Consider the following 17,826-nt stretch of genomic DNA (forward strand, 5'->3'; position numbering starts at 1 on the left):
AAATTGATTGGTTTCGCACGCTTTTGATTCGCAACTGTTCGATTTTCAAGGATCAAAGAAAAATGGCGGAGTGGGTGGGATTTGAACCCACGCTGGCCTTACGACCACTAACGATTTAGCAAACCGTCCTCTTCAGCCGCTTGAGTACCACTCCCGATAGATGGCGGAGCAGACGGGATTCGAACCCGCGATCTCCAGCGTGACAGGCTGGCATGTTAGGCCTCTACACCACTGCTCCCCGTTGCGCCGGTTGAGCACCAGCGCGGATTTATAATATAACAAGAAACGCGAAATTTGTCAAAGGGTATTTTTATCCAACAAATCTCTCATTTCAAAGACGAAGCGACCAGCGCCGCCACCGCTGCGCCAAAGGCGGAACTGATGAAGTTCACCATGTCATTGTCCATAAAAGGCAGGCCGCGGCTGAACCGGTTTTTGACGCCGCTCCGGCTCACTTTCTTTTCTGTCTCCTTCCCCGTTTCAGCATTCACATACATGGTTTGAACCGTCGCCCCGAGCAGGCTGTCAAAGAGCGAACCACCCAAGCCCCCGGCGACAGCGGCAGGAAGGATCCAGAAGCGGCCAACAAGATCTGCCGCGCCACTCCGCCAAAGCTCTTGAACGCCCACGAACAGCCACACCGTCAGACCGATGAGCAGGCCACCCAATAGGGTGGCCAAAGTCCCGACGAGCGTAACGCCTCCGCTCGTTCCCGGCGGCACCACGCGACCGGTGGTGATCAGACGCGGCGGCCGCCGGCTCAACACGCCGATCTCCGTGGCCCAGGTATCGGCATTGACAGTGGCCATCGTTCCAACGAAGGCGGCAAAGAAGGCTGGTTCTGCTGGGAAGAGAAAGTGCAGCACCGCCAGTACAGCGCCAAAACCGCCATTGGCCAGCGCTTGTCCAAAATCGCGGCGACTGCCCTTGTCAAACTTTTCTTCGGCCACGGCGCTTTTTTGCGCCTCTTTGTACTTGGAAAGGGCGGATCCGTAGATGAAAAAGGCAACCAGTGTAAGGCCCCATACCCAGCCGCCAAAGCCAAAAATCAGCGTGCCGACAAGGATCGCCCCGGCTACCCCGCTGGCTGACAGGGATCGGCGCCGGTAGGCCAGCGCCGCGATGAGCGCGCTCAGGGCCAGTCCGAGCAGGATCATAGGCAGATCGACATTCCAGGTGACCAGCGCCCAGAGGAGCAGCGCCGTGCCGATAGGGACGGTGAAATTGTCCAAACCGCCCAGCGAAAGGGCCTCCAAAAAGGTGGCGATGAGGGCGAGGAGGAAGGCAATACCCACCGCTCCGCTTCCGTCGGTTCCGCTATCCATCCATAGAAGCGTGAGCAGGATTGATAAGAAACTGAAGGCGAACATGGCGGCGCTCCCCTCCCAGCTGCGCTGGTGATCGCCAACCCTGTAAAAATGCTTTCCCAGAGCCTGTCCCAATACGGCGGCAAAGGCGTCTCCCCAGGTCATGGCCATGGTGGCCGCCACGGCGATGTAGACCTGTCCCCGTGGCCAGAACCACAACAGCAACAGCGTCACCGACAGGATGAAATAGACCGTGCCTGGCCTTCCCCCGTCAAGATCCATCGCCTTGATCAAGCGGTAGCGGTAGCTGACGTAGTTGAACACGATAAAGGTCAGCGCCGGAATGATCCCCATGTACCAGTGGTCGAAGTGGGCGACGGCCCCGACGATCCACATCCCTGCGCCGACATGGACGACCTTGCGGGTAAACTCAGCCGGGTAACGGCGCCATTTTTGAATCACCGTGGCCACGATCAAGAGACCCAGAATATAGGCATAGGATATCAACAGCCCATTGATATCATTTTGGCTGATCGCCAAACGCCCTCACCCCGCAATTATCACCACATTTTTATCCGTTGCAATCCTTTGAAACATTCAAACGACGAACCTTCTTCATGGTAACATAGGGCGCCGAACGCGTAAATTGTACCGGCAAAAAAAGCGACGACCGCCGGTCTCCCCACCAGCGGTCATCTCGAACCAAGGTTATTTGATCTGGAACCGGCTTACCTGCCTCAACAGGTCATGGGAAAGTTTGGAGAGTTCTTCTGTCGCTTGTACAATGGTCCCGATGGCGTCACGCTGTTCCTCGCCAGCCAGGGCGATCGTACTGATTGAATCGGAAATGGTCCGCGACGTGTCAACGAGACGGTTGACATGGCGATCGTTTTTCGCCACGATCTCCCTGTAGGAGGAGGCCAGATCAGACAGGCTGCCCTCCATCTCGAGGACCTTCTCCGTGATCGTCGTAAAGTTCCGACTGGCGCCTTTGATATGAAGGGTTCCCTGTTCCATCCGGCCGGTGCTCTCCCCGATGGCCTGGACCGCTTTGCGCAGGTTCGACTGTGTTGTATCAATCAATTGTGCGATATCTTCGGTGGCTTTGGCTGTCTGTTCTGCCAGCTTCTTGATCTCACCGGCCACGACGGCAAAGCCTCTGCCCTGTTCACCGGCCCGGGCCGCTTCGATTGCGGCGTTGAGGGAAAGCAGGTTGGTCTGGGCGGCGACACTGGAGATCATCTCCAGGATCCTGCCGATTTCCTGTGAACTCGATTCCGATTCCTCAATGATGGCGTTCATATTCCGGTTAGAACTGTGCAGCCGCTCGATATCGGTGACGACCATCTCCATCTCCTGAGCGCCCTTCCGGGAGATCTCCACCGTGTTTCGAGAAAAGGCGACGGTCTGTTCAATCTCCGTAGCCACCGCCAGCATCTCACCGTAAATGTGTTGAAAGACGTCAAAGATGCTGTCACTGTTCTTTTCTCCGTCGCCGGTAACACGAGAGATGTCGGTGATGCTTTCCACCACCTGCTCCATGCTGCTGGAACACTCCTCAGCCCGATTCAGACATGTCTCTGAGGAGTGCGCCACCTGGTGAGAGCGCTCCTGGATAGCCATCACCAGTTCACGCATGTTGGCGGCCATCTGATTGACATTGGCGGCCAATCTCGCCAGTTCGTCATCGCCGCTGATGGTCACCTGCTCGGTCAGATTCCCACCGGCGATCTCCTTGATCTTCCGCTCAATCTGTTCGATCGGCCGCGTAATCCCGCCAGCGATCCAGAAAGCGACAGCCGCTGCCGCCAGCACAATCAAGAGGGTCATCCCGGTGTTTTTCATCAGAAAGCTGTTTACCATTGCCATGGCAGCCGACTGTTCCTGAATCGAGATGACAGCCCAGCGTTTGGCGTTTCCGGGCAGTTGCACCGGGGAATAGGCGGCCACATAACCCTTCCCGTAGCTGTCTCTATAGGCGATGGCGTCTGTTTCCCCAGCCAACGCCCGCTCAACGGCCCCCTTGAGTTCTGCTGGGACACTAAAAGACTGTTCCTCCACCTTCTGGTTGCCGTTGGCGTCAAAGACCACATTCCCTTGGCTGTCCTTGACAAGCACCTTGTAGGTCATCTTCTTGTAGTTATAGGCTTCCGCCAACTGCGTCCGATCCGGATGGGCCACGACTCCGCCGTCTTCGTCCAAGATCATGGCATACTGCCCCTCAGCCGAATCCATCTTCTCCACAAACTCCTGCAAGGCGCCCAATTTCAAATCAGCGCCAAAAACGCCCACCAGTTTTCCTTCCTGCCGGATGGGCAGGATGACGGAAGACACAGCAATGTTGCCGCTCACTGAAAAATAGGAGGGCGTGATAAAGGGTTTGTCCGGATCTTTCATGATCTGTTTAAACCACCAGCGGTTCGAACGATCGCCCAGGTTCCCGCTGGAGCGGGCCGTCTGCATCCCATCTGTCCCCTGAACATAAAGGAGTTCAAAATAGGGATTGGACTGGATAGTCGAAGCCAGCGCCTTTTGCTGTTTTGCCGGTTCAAAAGCGGTGATGTCACTGCTCTTGGCCAAGACATCGCTGACACTGTAGGCCTTTTCCAGATAGGTTTGCACATTGCCAGCGATCATGGTGGCGTAGGCCTTGGTCTTATCCTTGGCATAACGCGAAAAATCGCTTTCCAACATCACATAGCCGATGACATTGTAAACGAGACAGGGAATAATGACGAGAAGCAACGTTGCCGCCAATACCCGCGTTCGGATTGAGCGCATGGAAACACCTTGCCTTTCAGCCGTCGCATTCGATTTGTTTTTTCTATCATAAAAGAACCCCTCCGCGAAATGTGTCGAAATATGTAGAACAGTTTAAAACCATCGTACAATTTCTGAGTTTTAACATAAAAAAAATAACCCCGCGTCCCTTTTGTCCGAGATAGCGGGATTACATTACGGACAGTGTAAAACAAAGGAATAGGGATCCTTGCCGATTATACATGGTGATGCATCAATGTTAGATGAATAATAGCAGACTCCAGAAGACATACAGGGCAATTGAAACAGAAAAATCAAAAACCCGAATGTTTTCAACAAAAATAACAAACACGCTGACTGCGCATCCGAGACAAGCGCAGCAGCGTGTTTGAAAAACAATCACCCAATAAAAATCGCCTGCAACAAAATCACCTATCGAACCCCGCTCCAGAGTAAATCACCGGTTACGAAGCTTCGCTGCAGAGACCATCCTTCGGTTGGTAATGGAGGCCCATGACACCATTGACGCGGTAGGCGTCGAGACAGTACTTGCAAAGCATGTTTTTCGCCGGGCAACTGGCGTCATTGACGCATTCGTTGCAGAATTCGGCTTTACATGTGGGATGCCAGGTGCCCGAGCAATCCAGTCTGTGGTGAATGCCGCTCTGGCTGTCCTTCCATTTCGACCATTCAAACATGGGGCATTCCTCCTCAAACCTAATAGGGCTGAGATATTTTCAGATTATTCTGATTGATTACTCAGCTTACCTATAGGTTATGTCAGTTGACTGTCAGTTGACTGTCAGTTGACCATTGACAAATTGAACCGTATAGGTGGCAAAGACCTTCGTCTCACCGGTTCGCTTGTCTACTTGCTTGACCTCGATGGCGCCGTTGGCTTGGACCGTCGCTTTGTATTCCCAATCCAAAATCGAGGCGATCGTCAGATCGACCAGTTCCGTTCTACCCATCTCGTCCCAGTTGATCGTTCCGTCGGGGTTCACCAACTTATCATTTTTTGCCTTCGTTTCGTCAATCTTCTTCTGCAGCGCCTCCTTGAGCCGATTGGCGACTTCACTCTTCGAGAACCCTTGAACCTTATCGACCACATTTTTTAGGTCCGGCGCCTTCATGGTCTCGGTTGATGGCGCTGAACATCCGGATAAAATAAGTAAACTCCCGACGAATGCCGTCAGGAGAAGTAACCGCCACGGAATATGCCCCATGTCCATTCCCCCTGATGTGGTGTTTCTTGCCGAAAGGGCAAATGTTCTTATCTCCATCATACATCAAAGTCTGTCGCTGGTCTAGCCATTGTACCAGTCCGATCGAGTGCCAAGGGCAAAGGCCAGTCGGCGGATCCCCTCTGTGATTTGCTCTTCTGCCAGATGACCGTACCCGAGCAGGATTTTGTCCGAATGGTGTCCCTTGAGCAAGGCCCTGTCCTCGACTGGATAGACGCGGACGCCGGCGGAGCGGCATCGGCTCAACGCCTTCTCATCCAAAACATGTCCCGGAAACTGCGCGACCAGGTGCAGTCCCGCCGCATCGCCGCCGATCCGGATGGCTCCCGAAAAAAACCGGTTCAGTTCCTGCACCACCTGGGCGCGGCGGCTTTTGTAGACTTTTTTCATCCGAGCCACATGACGTCCCAGGTGGCCTTCGCCGATGAATGCCGCCAGCACCCGCTGTTCCAGACTGGGGCAGTGGATATCGGAGAGCCGTTTGCACTCCCGGCAAGGCGCCACCAGTTTCTCCGGGAGGATCAAGCAGCCCAAGCGAAGCGCCGGCGACAAAATCTTGCTGAAGGAGCCGATATAGATGACCCGTTCGGGATCTAGGCCTTGCAATGCGCCGATAGGGGCGCCGGTGTAACGAAACTCGCTGTCATAATCGTCCTCCACGATAAAACAGTCCCTCTGGCGCGCATACTGGACCAGTTCGATCCGTCGCTGGGCCGGTAGAACTCCGCCCAAGGGAAACTGGTGGGAGGGCGTGGTGAAGATAAAAGCCGGACACGCCGCTTCGGGGAGCAAATCCGTACGGAGTCCCAACTCGTCGACAGGCACCGGGAGGAGCGGCGAACCACTGGCGCTGAAAGCGCGGCGCACATCCTCGTTGGTCGGATCCTCCATAATCATCGGCCGTTGCGCCTGCAGGAGCACCTTGGCCACCAGATTCAGGCCCTGCATCGCCCCGGTGGTGATCACGATCTGGTCGCCAATACAACAAAGGCCGCGCGTGCGCATCAGGTGGTCGGCCAAAAGTCGCCGGAGTTCGGGACTTCCCTGGGGATCGCCGTAACTCCAGTCTGCCGGCGTCATCTCCATACAGACTTTATGGAGCAGCGTCGCCCACTTTTTCTGCGGAAACTGATCCAGACAGGGCAAGCCGGATCGAAAGTCGATGACCGGCTGGCGGGCAGGAGAAACAGACACCGCCAGATCCAAAAGCGCCCCCGGAGTCTGCGCCTCTTGAGCGACCTCATCGGCTGTGATGTCGTCTCCCAGAACCCAATGGGATGCGCCTGATCGAACGCCTCCATCGTAGGTCGAGAAATCGACGCCTGACGCCGGGTTTTTCGAGAGCCCGAGTTCTACGTAGGTGCCGGAGCCGGGTCGGCTAGCTAGATACCCTTCCGCCAGGAGTTGATCATAGGCCTCGGCGACGACATTGCGGGAAACCCCCAGTTGTTCAGCCAGTTCCCGTGTCGACGAGAGACGTTCTCCTCCTTGCAAACGCCCACTCAATACGGCTTGGCGGATCTGTTGATAGATCTGCCGGTTCAAGGGCAGATCACGCCCTCTTTCAATAGATAACCAGATCATCCCTTGCTCCCCCCTGCCCACGCCTTCCCACACCGAAACTGGCCCTCTAAAAAGCACAGAAGAGTGGCGCTACAACCATTCCACTTTCTCATGCTATTGTACAAGAAAGCAGCCCTGAAGGGCGAGATGAATCGAGGAGGGTATTTGGTGACCGTGAATCTTTCCGCATTTTTTTACCTCGGTGGGGCCATGGCCTTGATCGGCAGTTCTGTCTGTTTTGGCAAAGCGGTGACCGATTCGATGCCCCTATCTCTGGCCTCGGCCATCCGCTACGCCATCTCCTTGCTCTGCCTCCTCCCGCTCTTCTGGCGTGAGCGGCGGGATCTGCCGACCCTGAGAAAAAAGGACTGGCTGATCCTGATCCTACAGGGCTTGACGGGCCAATTTCTGTTCAGTCTCTTTCTTCTTTACGGCTTGCGCCATCTCTCGGCCTCAGAAAGCGGGATCTTGACGAGCACCATGCCTGCCGTCATCGCGGTGCTCTCCTTCCTGTTCCTGAAAGAAAACATCAGCCGTCAAAAAGCGACTGCCATCGCCTCCGTCGTCGCCGGCATCGTGCTCATGAATTACTTCGGCGCCGCACAGCTGGATCAACGGGGCGCCAACCCGCTGCTGGGGAGCATCCTCGTCTTCGGCGCTGTCATCGGCGAATCCCTCTTCACCATCTTCAGCAAGGTGCTGACGGCACGCCTGCGCCCGATCACGATCGCCACCGTGGTCACCTTCTTCGGCTTCCTGCCTTTTCTGCCTTTTGCGGCCTATGAGGCCCTAACCTTCGACTTCACCGCATTGTCCTGGAAGGTCTGGGTTGCCCTGTTTCTCTACGGCTCACTCATCACCGTTGCGCCCTTCTACCTCTACTGCCGCGGTCTGGCCCTGGCGTCGGCCGGCACAGCGGCCGTGTTCACCGGCGTCATGCCGGTCAGCAGCGTGATCTGCGCCTACCTCTTCCTCGGCGAACCCTTCCTCTGGTTTCACCTGCTGGGTATGGGCGGCGTGCTGCTCGGGATCGCTTGCATCGCCGGAGAATCGCCGTCCGTAGACGCATCCGAGGCAGCGTCATCACAGGGCATGAAATCGCCGCTCCCTCTGGCGAACGAGAATAGGTCCGAAACCTCCAGTTAGGTCAAACAAGAAAATAATAGAAAAACCCCGCAGGCAGGCCTTCCGGCACGCTGCGGGGTTTTGACACTTGTAGCCGTAGACTTCCTTTGGAGAAGCAGAAGACCGTTTTCGCCCCTTTACTGGCCTGCCTTCAGTTCCGTCCAAAAGCGATCGTAGATCTTGAGCGTGTCGCCTACATCCTGGATCCACTCGCCCTTGCCGATCTCGCTCTTGCTCAGGTTGATCATGGGGTTTTTCTGATAGTCCTGGCTGTGCAGGGCAAAGGCTTTCTCGTTGGGGTTGCTGTAGCCGATAAATTCATAGTTCTTGACGCTGACTTCGGGCTCCATCAGGTAGTTGATGAACTGCTCTGCCAGTTCACGGTGCTTAGCGCCTTTGGGGATGGCCAGGGTGTCGGCCCAGACGGTGGTGCCTTCTTTGGGGATGATGAAGGCCACGTCTTTGTTGTCCTTGTAGACAAAGGCGGCGTCTCCGGACCAGACAGTGCCGATCCAGGCCTCTTCGGTGATGAACTTCTGCTTGATGTCCTCCGTGTCATAGGCGAGCACGTTGGGCGCCAGGGTCTTCAGGTCATTGTAGGCCTTCTCGATCTCTTTTTCATTCTTGGTGCTATTGGAGAAGCCGTTTTTCTTGAGGGCCATGCCCAGCATTTCCCGCGAGTCGTTGAGCAGGACCAGCCGTCCCTTGTATTTGGGATTCCAGAGATCCTGCCAACTGGTGATTGGATCCTTGACATACTTGGTGTTGTAGGCGATGCCGGTGACACCCCAGGTATAGACGACAGAGTGCTTGTTGCCGGCGTCAAAGGTCGGCGTTTGGAAGGAACTGACCAGGTTTTTCAGGTTCGGCAGGTTGTTGTGGTTCAATTCCTCCAGCAACCCCAGTTTCACCATCGTACCCACCATGTAATCGGAGGGCTGGATCAGGTCATACTGGGCGCCGCCGGCCTGAACCTTGGCCAGCAATTCCTCGTTGCTGGAGAAGACATCGTAATTGACTTTGCAGTTGAATTTCTTCGCAAAATCATCAAGCACTTCCGGCGAAAAATTGTCCGACCAACTGTAGATGTTCAGCACCCGCTCACCGGTAGCGGCGGCGTCCTGCCCGCTGTTGCCCTGAGGCGCTTGGGCGTTCTGCCCGCCGCAGCCTGTCAGAACCAGGCCGACCACCAGCAGGAGCGTCAGCAACAGGCAGAGCGATTTTTTCTGTTTCATTTGTTTCGTTTGTTGCATTCATTCATCCTCCTTCTCGGATTTTATCTCTATTGCGGCTTGCGCCGGGAGCCTTCGCTCCTGGCGCATCGACCCCAATTGGAGCGCTAAAAGGGCATCTGATGGGGCGAATGTTCGTCGCGGTCCTTGTTTTGCAGCCACTGAACGATGACCACCAGCACGACGATGATGGCGATCAGCATCGCCGAGAGGGCGTTGATCTCCGGAGAAATCCCCCGCTTGACCATTCCGTAGATGTAGAGTGTCAAGGTCGTCGAGTTAGGACCGGCGACAAAGAAACTGATCACGAAATCATCAATGGACAAGGTAAAGGCGAGCAGCGCGCCGGCGATGATACCCGGCGAGATCAGCGGCAGGGTCACATAGCGGAAGGTCTGCCAGGGCGAAGCGCCCAAATCCTGGGCAGCCTCTTCCAATTCCTTGCCCATCCCCTCTAACCGCGCCGAAACGATGACGACGACAAAAGAGACGCAGAAGGTGATGTGCGCGATGATGATCGTCGCCTTTCCCAGCGGAAAAGCCAGTTGGCTAAAGAGGATCAGCAGGGAGAGCCCCATGACGATCTCCGGCACCAGGATAGGCAGGTAGATCAGGCTGTTGATCGCCCCCTGCCAGCGATACCGGTAGCGATGGAGCGCCAGGGCGACGCTCGTCCCCATCACCGTCGAGAAAATTGTCGAGACGACGCCGATGCTCAAACTGTTTTCCAAGGCATTGAGCACTTGCTTGTTATCCAGAAGCGAGAGGTACCACTTGACGGTCCAGCCTGTCCACTGGGCGTTGACTCGCGATTCGTTAAAAGAGTACAGCACCAGGACGATGATCGGTATGTACAAAAAGGCGAGCACTGCCAGGGCGTAGGCGAAGAGCAGGTGGTGGCGCAGGCCTTTCAATGGCGTCCCCCCTTCCCTTTTTGCGACTCCAGGACGCGGTAGTAGAGATAAATCAGCACCAGCGAAAACACCGTCAGCAGGATCGACAGGGCAGAACCGAAGGGCCAGTCGCGCGCCGACAGAAACTGGTTCTGGATCAGGTTGCCGATGAGGGCCGACTTGGCGCCGCCCATGATATCGGGGACGACAAACATCCCCAAGGAGGAGACGAAAACCAGGATCGAACCGGCGGCGATGCCCGGCAGGGTCAAAGGCAGCGTCACCTGGCGGAAGGACTGCCAGGGCGTCCCCCCCAGGTCATAGGCCGCCTCCAACAGCCGCCGGTCTAGTTGTTCCAGCGACACGTAGACAGGCAACACCATGAAGGGCAGATGGGTGTAGATCATGCCCAGTTGGACCGCCGCCGGGTTATAGAGCAGGTTGAGCGGCTGGTCGATCAGGCCGGACGCGATCAAGAAGGTGTTCAACAACCCCTGGCTGCGCAGGATCACCACCCAGGCGTAGGAACGGATCAGAAAGTTGATCCAGAAGGGCACCATCACCATGAGCAGCCACACATTCTGCCAGGATCGGTTCATCCGCACGATCCGGTAGGCCAACGGGTATCCCAAGAGGAAGGTCAAGATTGTCGTTACCACCGACATCTGGACTGTGTCGCTGAGGATGTTCAGGTACAGGGGCTCAAAAAAGCGCCGGTAATTCTCGAGAGTAAACTGGTAGAGGACCTCGCCATAGGTCCCTCGTTGACAAAAGGAGATGGCGACAACAAAAAAGAGGGGAATCAGAAAAAAGGCGGTGAGCCACCCGAGAGCAGGCAAAGCCAGCCAGCGTCCCTTGTTCATCGGCGCAACCTCACCTCATCGGCAGGCGACCAGGCGATGCCGACTCGCTCACCGACCTCCCACTTGCGCTTGTCATCAAAGTACTGGTAGGTCATGACCAAGGCGCCGTCACCGTCAAGACGGACATAGACCTTGTCGATGGTGCCGTGAAAGACGACCTCCTCGATGACGCCTCGATGGAGACGCGCCGGATCGGGTCCGTTCTCGCCGGCGGTGATGTCATAGTGGTCGATCTTTTCCGGCCGAACGGCGTAGCAGTCTTCCCCTCGCTGAAAAATGTTGTTTTCTCCGATGAATTTGGCGGCGAAGAGGCTCTCCGGCCTGTGATAGACGGCATGGGCCGTCCCCAGTTGCTCGATGACGCCCCGGTTCATGATCAGGATCCGGTCAGACATGGTGATGGCCTCCTCCTGGTCATGGGTCACATAGACAAAGGTGAGGCCAAGGTTTTTCTGCAGGTTTTTCAGTTCCAACTGCAGGTTTTTGCGCAGCTGGTAATCGAGGGCGCCCAGGGGCTCATCCAGGAGCAGCACCTTCGGGTTGTTGACAATGGCCCGGGCGATGGCCACGCGCTGCTGCTGGCCGCCGGAAAGCTGTTTCGGCTTGCGCTGGCGAAACTCTCCCAACTGGGTCAGTTCAAGCACTTCACCGATCCGCCGATCCTGCTCCGGCTGGGGCACCTGCTTCATCTTCAGGCCAAAGCGGATGTTTTCCTCCACCGTCATATGGGGAAAGAGGGCATAGTGTTGGAAAACCATGTTTACATCGCGCCGGTATGGCGGCAGATGGGTCACCGCTTGTCCATCGAGAAAGACATCGCCCCCTGTCGGTGTCTCCAGACCGGCGATGATCCGCAACAACGTCGTCTTTCCACAGCCGCTCGGACCGAGGAGGGTGAAAAACTCCCCCTCATAGATCTCCAGTGAAATCGGCGAAAGCACCTGATGGCCGTCGAAGGCCTTCTCCACATTATGTAGCGTAATCATTGCTTTTTCTTCCATTTGCTCAATCCATCGCTCCAACGCTCTTTTTCCGTCTCTTCATGTTCTCATTTTATAGCCAAAATCCTGCCTTCACGTGTCACATTTTAACACTATTTGAGGGAATTTAGCATTTGTGATTCAAAGAATTAAAAGATCTTATCACCCAGGCTCATGAGCACCTCAAAGACGATCAGCCCGATGATGGCCAGTTCCAGGAGCATCGAACGGTGGTTGACCACCTCGTCGTTTAGCATGGCGTAGTTGTTGGCGATGACGGAGAGTTTCCGTTTGATGCTGTCCATCCAGACGGCGGAGCGCAGGATGCTGGTGGCCGCCGCATAGACGCGGGCAAAAAAGATGTCCTCTGTCACCTTGATGGAGTTCTGGATCTTTTCCGTCACCTCATTGATGTCGATGACCAGTTCCATATAGGACTTGATGATCCGGCGGTACTGGCGCAGGCGCGAATACCAATTGTCCCGATCGGCTCGGTCGATATCATCGTACATCTGATTCATCTCACCCGACAGGAGTTGGTCATAGTAACGCAGTTCCACCAGTTGCGTCAGAGCAAACTCGATCAGATCGGGGATGTCGGTGCTCCCCTCGGCGTCATGGACGAGGGCCGAATCCCAGGTGAGGATGGCATGATCCTTCAGACCGTACGAAAAGGAGTTTTTTAATGTCTCCTGGCGAAGTTGGGCGCTCACCGGCTCCCGCTCGGCCAGCAGCACCGGCACCGGGTCCCAATCTTCCCGCCAGCCTCGGAAGAAAAAGAGGGTAAAGTCTTCTTCCACCTTTCCCTCACGGAGCGGCTCCATGGCGCCGGCGAGAGTACTCGTTACAGAGTCGCGCCACTGGTGAAAGAGCGCCTCCAGATCATCGCGACTGTAAAGAGCGACGGACAGGTCGAGGAGTTGATCATAGGTGAGGTCTTCCGGCAGGATGATCTGCAGGATCAGGCTGACGACGCCCAGGTCATAGACGCGGGCCACCACCTGTCCCTTGTAGTGGCGACCCTCAATGGGGATCTCCCAGGTTCCCAGTTCCATCGAGACGGGCGGATTTTCAATGATGATCGACTTGGGCCGCACCCGGGACAGACGCAGCCGGCTCGTCGGTTTTTCCTTCATGAACAGGGCTTGCACCAGGCCGAGATCAAACTCCTTGGCCACTTCATAAACCCGGTAGAGCCAGATGGCGTCTTGCATAAATCGATCGATTCCTCGCTTTCTGCGCCTCAAAGGCGATGGACTGTCTTTTTGATCAGAATATCCCTTTTTCGACAACGAAGTCAAAAGCACGACTGAAAAATTAATCTAGTTAATCGCATTTTTACCTATAGGCGACAATACAGAGGAATTCCAGATCATTTAAAAGGATTTTTAGAACGTGAAGAGAATTACACCTACATGAAAGAAATTCCTAGGGCGGAGTTGATGGCATATGCAGATCTTTTTGGCCAGACAGCCCATTTATAATGGCAGCCACGATATTGTCGCCTACGAATTGCTGTTCCGCTCCGGAATTGAGAATGTGTACAAACACGCCGACGGGGATTATGCCACCAAAGGCGTCATCTCTGACGCCTTTTCCCTGATCGGCATCCAGAAAATGACGGGCGGCAAGCCGGCCTTCATCAATTTTACGCGCAACCTGCTTTTGGAGGATGTGGCCTTCCTACTCCCCAAGGACCTAGTGGTGCTTGAGGTGTTAGAAAACGTAGAGCCCGACAAACCAGTCATCGATGCCTGCATCCGCCTCAAAATGGCCGGCTATAAGATCGCTCTCGACGACTTTGTGTTCGAGGGAAAGTACGAACCCTTGATCGATCTGGCCGATATCATCAAAGTCGATTTCCTGACTACCCCTTCGCCGGAACGGGCGGCGCTCGTCAAACGCTGCGCCCGGCGACCGAAGATGAAGTTTCTGGCCGAGCGGGTCGAAAATCTGCCTGACTTCAAGGAAGGCTTGGCCCTGGGCTATACCTTGTTTCAGGGATACTTCTTCAGCAAACCCGAGGTGATCTCCAGCCGGGATTTGCCCCACTGCAACATGGGCAATCTGTCCGTCGTCAACGCCTTGGCGAGGCCCAATCTCGAACTGGAGGATCTGGAGGATATCATCAAACGGGATGTGTCTCTTACCTATAAGCTGCTGAAGTTCATCAATTCGTCGCTCTTCGGCTTTTCCTCACGCATTGAGTCGATCCGGCACGCCATCAGCCTATTGGGAAAGAAAGAAGTGACCCGTTGGGTCACCTTGATCACCTTCCGGCAGATGTGTGACATCTCTTTTCCGCAGCTGCTGGAAACCAGTCTGCTGACGGCGAAGTGCTGTGAACTGCTGGCCCCCCATTTGGGCCTGAAAGGACGCGCGTCAGACCTGTTCCTGCTCGGCCTGTTTTCCGTGCTGGATGTCTTATTCAACAAGCCCTATGAGGAGATCCTCACGGACCTCCCCATCGCAGAGGACATCAAGCAAGCGCTCTGTGGGGAACCGACGCGGCTCCGCTGGCTGCTGCTGGCCGTGCAGTCCTACCGGGACGGCGATTGGGCGCAGTTTTCCCTGAATTGCGCGCGTTTGTCGCTGGCGGAGGATGTCTTTCCCACGGTCTTTTTAAGCGCCCTGGACTGGGTGTCAAGTTATGCGAAGTTGTAGGATGCGAGTTCAGGATAAATATGGTAATAAAGCGAAACCGCCCTATTTGATTCTACTAGATTGGGCGGCTTCGCTTTTTCAACAACCCCATTATGCGACTATACGCCTAACGGGATAGGGCATCACCTGATTCCACCTCTGGAAATCCAGTATTTGACAACTGGATATGTACGTTCTTTTCCACGGCTCATGCCCTTCCTTTTTTAACCTAGCCGCCATTTTTGAGGTGACAACTGGCAAGAGCCTTGGATCAAAATTTAAATGTTCAACACATATGAGAACAATATAAATAATAGTTTTGTGATCTTTATTCATCAGATGCAAATAGGTGTAGCTGTCTCGGCATTTCGGCACAAGTTCTTTTGTTACTAGTGTTTTGCTTGTCAATTTAGTAACAAAATTAAGCCTGTCTTGGGTCGAAGCTTTTGTATGACTCGGATCCTTCACATCAATGAGTAAAAAGGCGTCCTCGGTTTCTACAACAAAATCTACAAACATCATCCCTTCAGGAAGTATCCGTCCAGGCTGATCCAATTTTTCAACGGACAAGGCGCGGGAAAAGTCAAATTCCAACTGTTTCTCAGTGAAAATCAATCCCTTTTTCCTCCCAGGGTCTTTTCAACCTCGCGATCATAGAGATCCAGGTATTTGTCCATAATCGCATTTTCATCGATATGACCATAATCACTAGAAGTGGATATGTTAACCGATTCACCATCACCTTTTCGAAAGAAAGAGTGAAATAAGATTTTATCTCCGCCTGTCCGTTGAAGGTCAATTTCCTTCAATGTTACATAATCATGGGTTGCAATAAAAACCTGTACACCAAATCGCTGTAGTTCAAGTAATATCTCAACAACCACACGAACCATCTGGGGGTTTAGATTTGCTTCCGGTTCATCCCAAAATAAGACGGAGCCTTTCAGTAGTGTTTCATTTTGAATTAAAAGCCAAAGCAAAGCCAGCTTTCGCAACCCTTCGGCGAGCAAGGTGAACTCTAACATCCCTTGAGTGTTCTTTAGGAAAAAAGTTTCTCCCTCTGTGACAACCTTGCCATCTAGAACGTATTCCAATTTTCTGAGCAGATTCGCACGGTGTTCATCCAAGGGACCCCGTTTAGGCGGTAAATAGGCGCGGTCAATAATATCGGAATAGACTTCTTCAAAATGAACCAGTCGCTCCGAATAAAGTGAACGAAACCCTGGCGCATTGGCCAACATCTCCTTCACCGGGATATAGGCGCATTTGATCTTACTCTTCTTCCACTTGTCTTCATTAGAGTCGATGGGCGTATTTTTCGAATGGTTGGTAAATGTAAGATTGAGTTCTTCCTTTTCACAAGATACAATGATTTTCGCCGTTGTCGACCCTTTTTTTCTTCTCACCAATCTTCCAATTCTATATTCGTAGGGTAAAAAGATACGAATCATTTTATCAATATAACTTTCAAGCTTGCCGGTGATCGCTCCGGCAGCATATAGTGTCTTCATGATATGGGTCTTACCTGTGCCATTTTTACCGATGAATACGTTTATCCCCGGGGAAAAAAGCAGATCGATATTCTCAAAGGCCGAAAAATTCTCTGCCTGAAACCGCGTAAAGGTGCTCATATCGATTCCCCCTGTTTGTTCCACCCTATACCTGCTCTCGACAAACTGGTGCACGCTGAGTCCAAGACATTCCATTTTTCTTTTCGCCAATTCTTTGCCCTATCCCTTCAAACATGATTGCCACACAATCATTATCTGCGATTTCAACTCTAATGAAAAAAGCCGGGCCTTCGCCCGAGCTGTCTTCTGGAAAAAGTTTTTTCTTTTCCCTATTTCTCATCGCCTCCGTCCTTTTGCGCGATCTGAGCCAGAAGATCGTACCAACCTTTCTGCATCTCCCAAGGAATCGCCGTCTGCGCGTCTATCGTCGCCTCCAATCCTTCGCCGTCTTTGCCGGCGATGAGTTGGGGGCTTTTTTCTTCTGCCATCCTTTCACCTCCTGGTTCTAGGATGCTCAGCAACGGGAACAGCTTGCCTGGTAAAATCCCCTCGAAACCACCGGTAAAAGTAGCGGGAAGCCATGAAAGTCAGAAACAAGGTGATCCAAGTCCAATACCAACTCCAGTGAATGTACTTTATCAGGTTTGTGTAATTTTCCAAGACCACTTCGAATACGGTGATGCCCGATGTATAGATGACATAATGAATCGCTTTTCGGAGCAGACTGCGATGTTCAGGAAAGTATAGGTTGAACAAGACACAAATGCCGGGGTAAACAAAAAACTCAAAGGTAAAACTCGTGTTGACGGCACTGGCGAACAAACGCACCGGGTATACGATGAGGTTCCACTGAACAACCAAAATGCCAGAGAACCATGTCAGCAGTTGTTTAAAGAAAAAAATCAATATGGAGTCTCGAAACTTTTCCTTTGGCACGTAATAAATCAAGGCGATCGCCATAACGATCCATGCTCCGAACTCAATGATTCTTTCGAGCGACATGCGGGAGCCTCCAAAAGAACAATTTCATTATGTGAGTATGCCCTTGGAGGACCCTGTGTACTCATCGCTCGGAACGTGAACTCAAACCCCTGCCGATCTTTTCAATCTCTTGCGAACAGGGAATCTCTGTATTCGACGGTTTCTCCTTTCACTTGCGTGCTTAATTTGAGGCTCTCGTGGGTCCCTTGTTGGAACCATTGATAACGGCCGTGTTTCCCTTGGACTCCCAATGCAAGGTATAACCAAGGCTCTCGACGATAGACCGGATGGGAACCATGATGTTTCCGTCCAGGAGCACCGGCGCCATGTCCATTTCAAAAGCCTTGCCGTTGATAATGGCAGTCTTAAAGTCAACAGTCATAAGGACAGTCAAATCGCCCTTTGTCATGGTGGCCGATTGAAAAGCATTGTCCCATGTCACTGTGGCGCCAAGTTCTTCTCCAAGCATGCGTATCGGCACTATGACTCGCTTTCCCCAAAAAATTGGTCTGGGCTTGCCGGAATCGAAGTTGAGAAAATGACCATTGAGCAGGACATGAACACCTGCTTGTTGCGACCAGTCGAAGGCCCAACTGGGACTCGGTAAAATCGTCGCCCAGATAAGGGCCAGTAGGATGATCTTGCGCTTCATTCTATCCCCCTCCCTTACAATTTATATGTAAATCAAATGTCTCATTTGCCTTTTTTCACCATTTTTTTCTTG

18 protein-coding genes and 2 tRNA genes are annotated in these 17,826 nt (G+C 53.6%); 2 read left to right on the forward strand and 18 right to left on the reverse strand.

Annotated features, from left to right (window positions below; genetic code table 11):
* Positions 1-63: 63 nt before the first annotated feature.
* The 7 genes from GTO89_RS10210 to pdxR form a co-directional block, all read right to left on the reverse strand.
* Positions 64-154 (reverse strand) — tRNA-Ser (locus tag GTO89_RS10210).
* Between the two features lie 7 nt (positions 155-161).
* Positions 162-238 (reverse strand) — tRNA-Asp (locus tag GTO89_RS10215).
* A gap of 88 nt (positions 239-326) precedes the next feature.
* Entirely contained in the window at positions 327-1,847 is a 1,521-nt protein-coding gene (locus GTO89_RS17175) for a DUF92 domain-containing protein (RefSeq protein ID WP_204758222.1), read from the reverse strand.
* 168 nt (positions 1,848-2,015) lie between these two features.
* The gene (locus tag GTO89_RS10225) at positions 2,016-4,088 is read right to left on the reverse strand and encodes a methyl-accepting chemotaxis protein (protein ID WP_161261995.1); all 2,073 of its coding nucleotides are present in this window, start codon (positions 4,086-4,088) and stop codon (positions 2,016-2,018) included.
* Between the two features lie 443 nt (positions 4,089-4,531).
* On the reverse strand, positions 4,532-4,765 hold the full coding sequence (locus GTO89_RS10230; RefSeq protein WP_161261996.1) for a hypothetical protein: 234 nt from the start codon (positions 4,763-4,765) through the stop codon (positions 4,532-4,534).
* A 93-nt stretch (positions 4,766-4,858) separates the two neighbouring features.
* Positions 4,859-5,293: a hypothetical protein gene (locus GTO89_RS10235; protein ID WP_161261997.1), complete on the reverse strand. Its 435-nt coding sequence runs from the start codon at positions 5,291-5,293 to the stop codon at positions 4,859-4,861.
* Positions 5,294-5,374: 81 nt separating this feature from the next.
* Positions 5,375-6,895, reverse strand: a complete 1,521-nt coding sequence (pdxR, locus tag GTO89_RS10240) for a MocR-like pyridoxine biosynthesis transcription factor PdxR (protein WP_235920400.1) — start codon at positions 6,893-6,895, stop codon at positions 5,375-5,377.
* A gap of 147 nt (positions 6,896-7,042) precedes the next feature.
* On the opposite strand from pdxR, the gene GTO89_RS10245 reads away from it, so the two are divergent.
* Positions 7,043-8,020, forward strand: a complete 978-nt coding sequence (locus GTO89_RS10245; protein ID WP_161261998.1) for a DMT family transporter — start codon at positions 7,043-7,045, stop codon at positions 8,018-8,020.
* Between the two features lie 116 nt (positions 8,021-8,136).
* Here GTO89_RS10245 and GTO89_RS10250 read toward each other — a convergent pair whose 3' ends face one another.
* From GTO89_RS10250 to GTO89_RS10270, 5 genes are all read right to left on the reverse strand, one after another.
* Entirely contained in the window at positions 8,137-9,252 is a 1,116-nt protein-coding gene (locus GTO89_RS10250; protein WP_204758221.1) for a polyamine ABC transporter substrate-binding protein, read from the reverse strand.
* 86 nt (positions 9,253-9,338) lie between these two features.
* Positions 9,339-10,145, reverse strand: coding sequence for an ABC transporter permease (locus GTO89_RS10255; protein WP_161261999.1), 807 nt, complete (start codon positions 10,143-10,145; stop codon positions 9,339-9,341).
* Positions 10,142-10,987, reverse strand: coding sequence for an ABC transporter permease (locus tag GTO89_RS10260; RefSeq protein WP_161262000.1), 846 nt, complete (start codon positions 10,985-10,987; stop codon positions 10,142-10,144). The genes GTO89_RS10255 and GTO89_RS10260 overlap by 4 nt, the downstream gene beginning before the upstream one ends.
* Positions 10,984-11,973 (reverse strand): ABC transporter ATP-binding protein, encoded by a 990-nt coding sequence (locus GTO89_RS10265; protein ID WP_204758220.1) that lies wholly within the window; start codon positions 11,971-11,973, stop codon positions 10,984-10,986. Before GTO89_RS10265 ends, GTO89_RS10260 begins: the two co-directional genes overlap by 4 nt.
* A 143-nt stretch (positions 11,974-12,116) precedes the next feature.
* Positions 12,117-13,181: a hypothetical protein gene (locus GTO89_RS10270; RefSeq protein WP_161262002.1), complete on the reverse strand. Its 1,065-nt coding sequence runs from the start codon at positions 13,179-13,181 to the stop codon at positions 12,117-12,119.
* A gap of 235 nt (positions 13,182-13,416) precedes the next feature.
* Here GTO89_RS10270 and GTO89_RS10275 point away from each other — a divergent pair, with 235 nt between their 5' ends.
* On the forward strand, positions 13,417-14,631 hold the full coding sequence (locus GTO89_RS10275) for an EAL and HDOD domain-containing protein (protein ID WP_161262003.1): 1,215 nt from the start codon (positions 13,417-13,419) through the stop codon (positions 14,629-14,631).
* Positions 14,632-14,721: 90 nt separating this feature from the next.
* Here the strand turns inward: GTO89_RS10275 and GTO89_RS10280 are convergent, their stop codons facing one another.
* The 6 genes from GTO89_RS10280 to GTO89_RS10305 form a co-directional block, all read right to left on the reverse strand.
* Positions 14,722-15,225, reverse strand: coding sequence for a hypothetical protein (locus GTO89_RS10280; protein ID WP_161262004.1), 504 nt, complete (start codon positions 15,223-15,225; stop codon positions 14,722-14,724).
* Positions 15,222-16,241: an AAA family ATPase gene (locus GTO89_RS10285; RefSeq protein ID WP_161262005.1), complete on the reverse strand. Its 1,020-nt coding sequence runs from the start codon at positions 16,239-16,241 to the stop codon at positions 15,222-15,224. The genes GTO89_RS10280 and GTO89_RS10285 overlap by 4 nt, the downstream gene beginning before the upstream one ends.
* Before the next feature lie 25 nt (positions 16,242-16,266).
* Complete coding sequence (locus GTO89_RS10290) at positions 16,267-16,461, reverse strand: hypothetical protein (RefSeq protein WP_161262006.1); 195 nt, start codon at positions 16,459-16,461, stop codon at positions 16,267-16,269.
* On the reverse strand, positions 16,451-16,609 hold the full coding sequence (locus GTO89_RS10295) for a hypothetical protein (protein ID WP_161262007.1): 159 nt from the start codon (positions 16,607-16,609) through the stop codon (positions 16,451-16,453). Before GTO89_RS10295 ends, GTO89_RS10290 begins: the two co-directional genes overlap by 11 nt.
* Before the next feature lie 4 nt (positions 16,610-16,613).
* Positions 16,614-17,123 carry a CBO0543 family protein gene (locus GTO89_RS10300; protein ID WP_161262008.1) on the reverse strand — a complete coding sequence of 170 codons (510 nt, stop codon included), beginning with the start codon at positions 17,121-17,123 and terminating at the stop codon, positions 16,614-16,616.
* Positions 17,124-17,283: 160 nt separating this feature from the next.
* Positions 17,284-17,754 carry a copper amine oxidase N-terminal domain-containing protein gene (locus GTO89_RS10305; protein ID WP_161262009.1) on the reverse strand — a complete coding sequence of 157 codons (471 nt, stop codon included), beginning with the start codon at positions 17,752-17,754 and terminating at the stop codon, positions 17,284-17,286.
* Positions 17,755-17,826: the final 72 nt, after the last annotated feature.

The organism is Heliomicrobium gestii (genome assembly GCF_009877435.1).
GTDB lineage: Bacteria > Bacillota > Desulfitobacteriia > Heliobacteriales > Heliobacteriaceae > Heliomicrobium > Heliomicrobium gestii.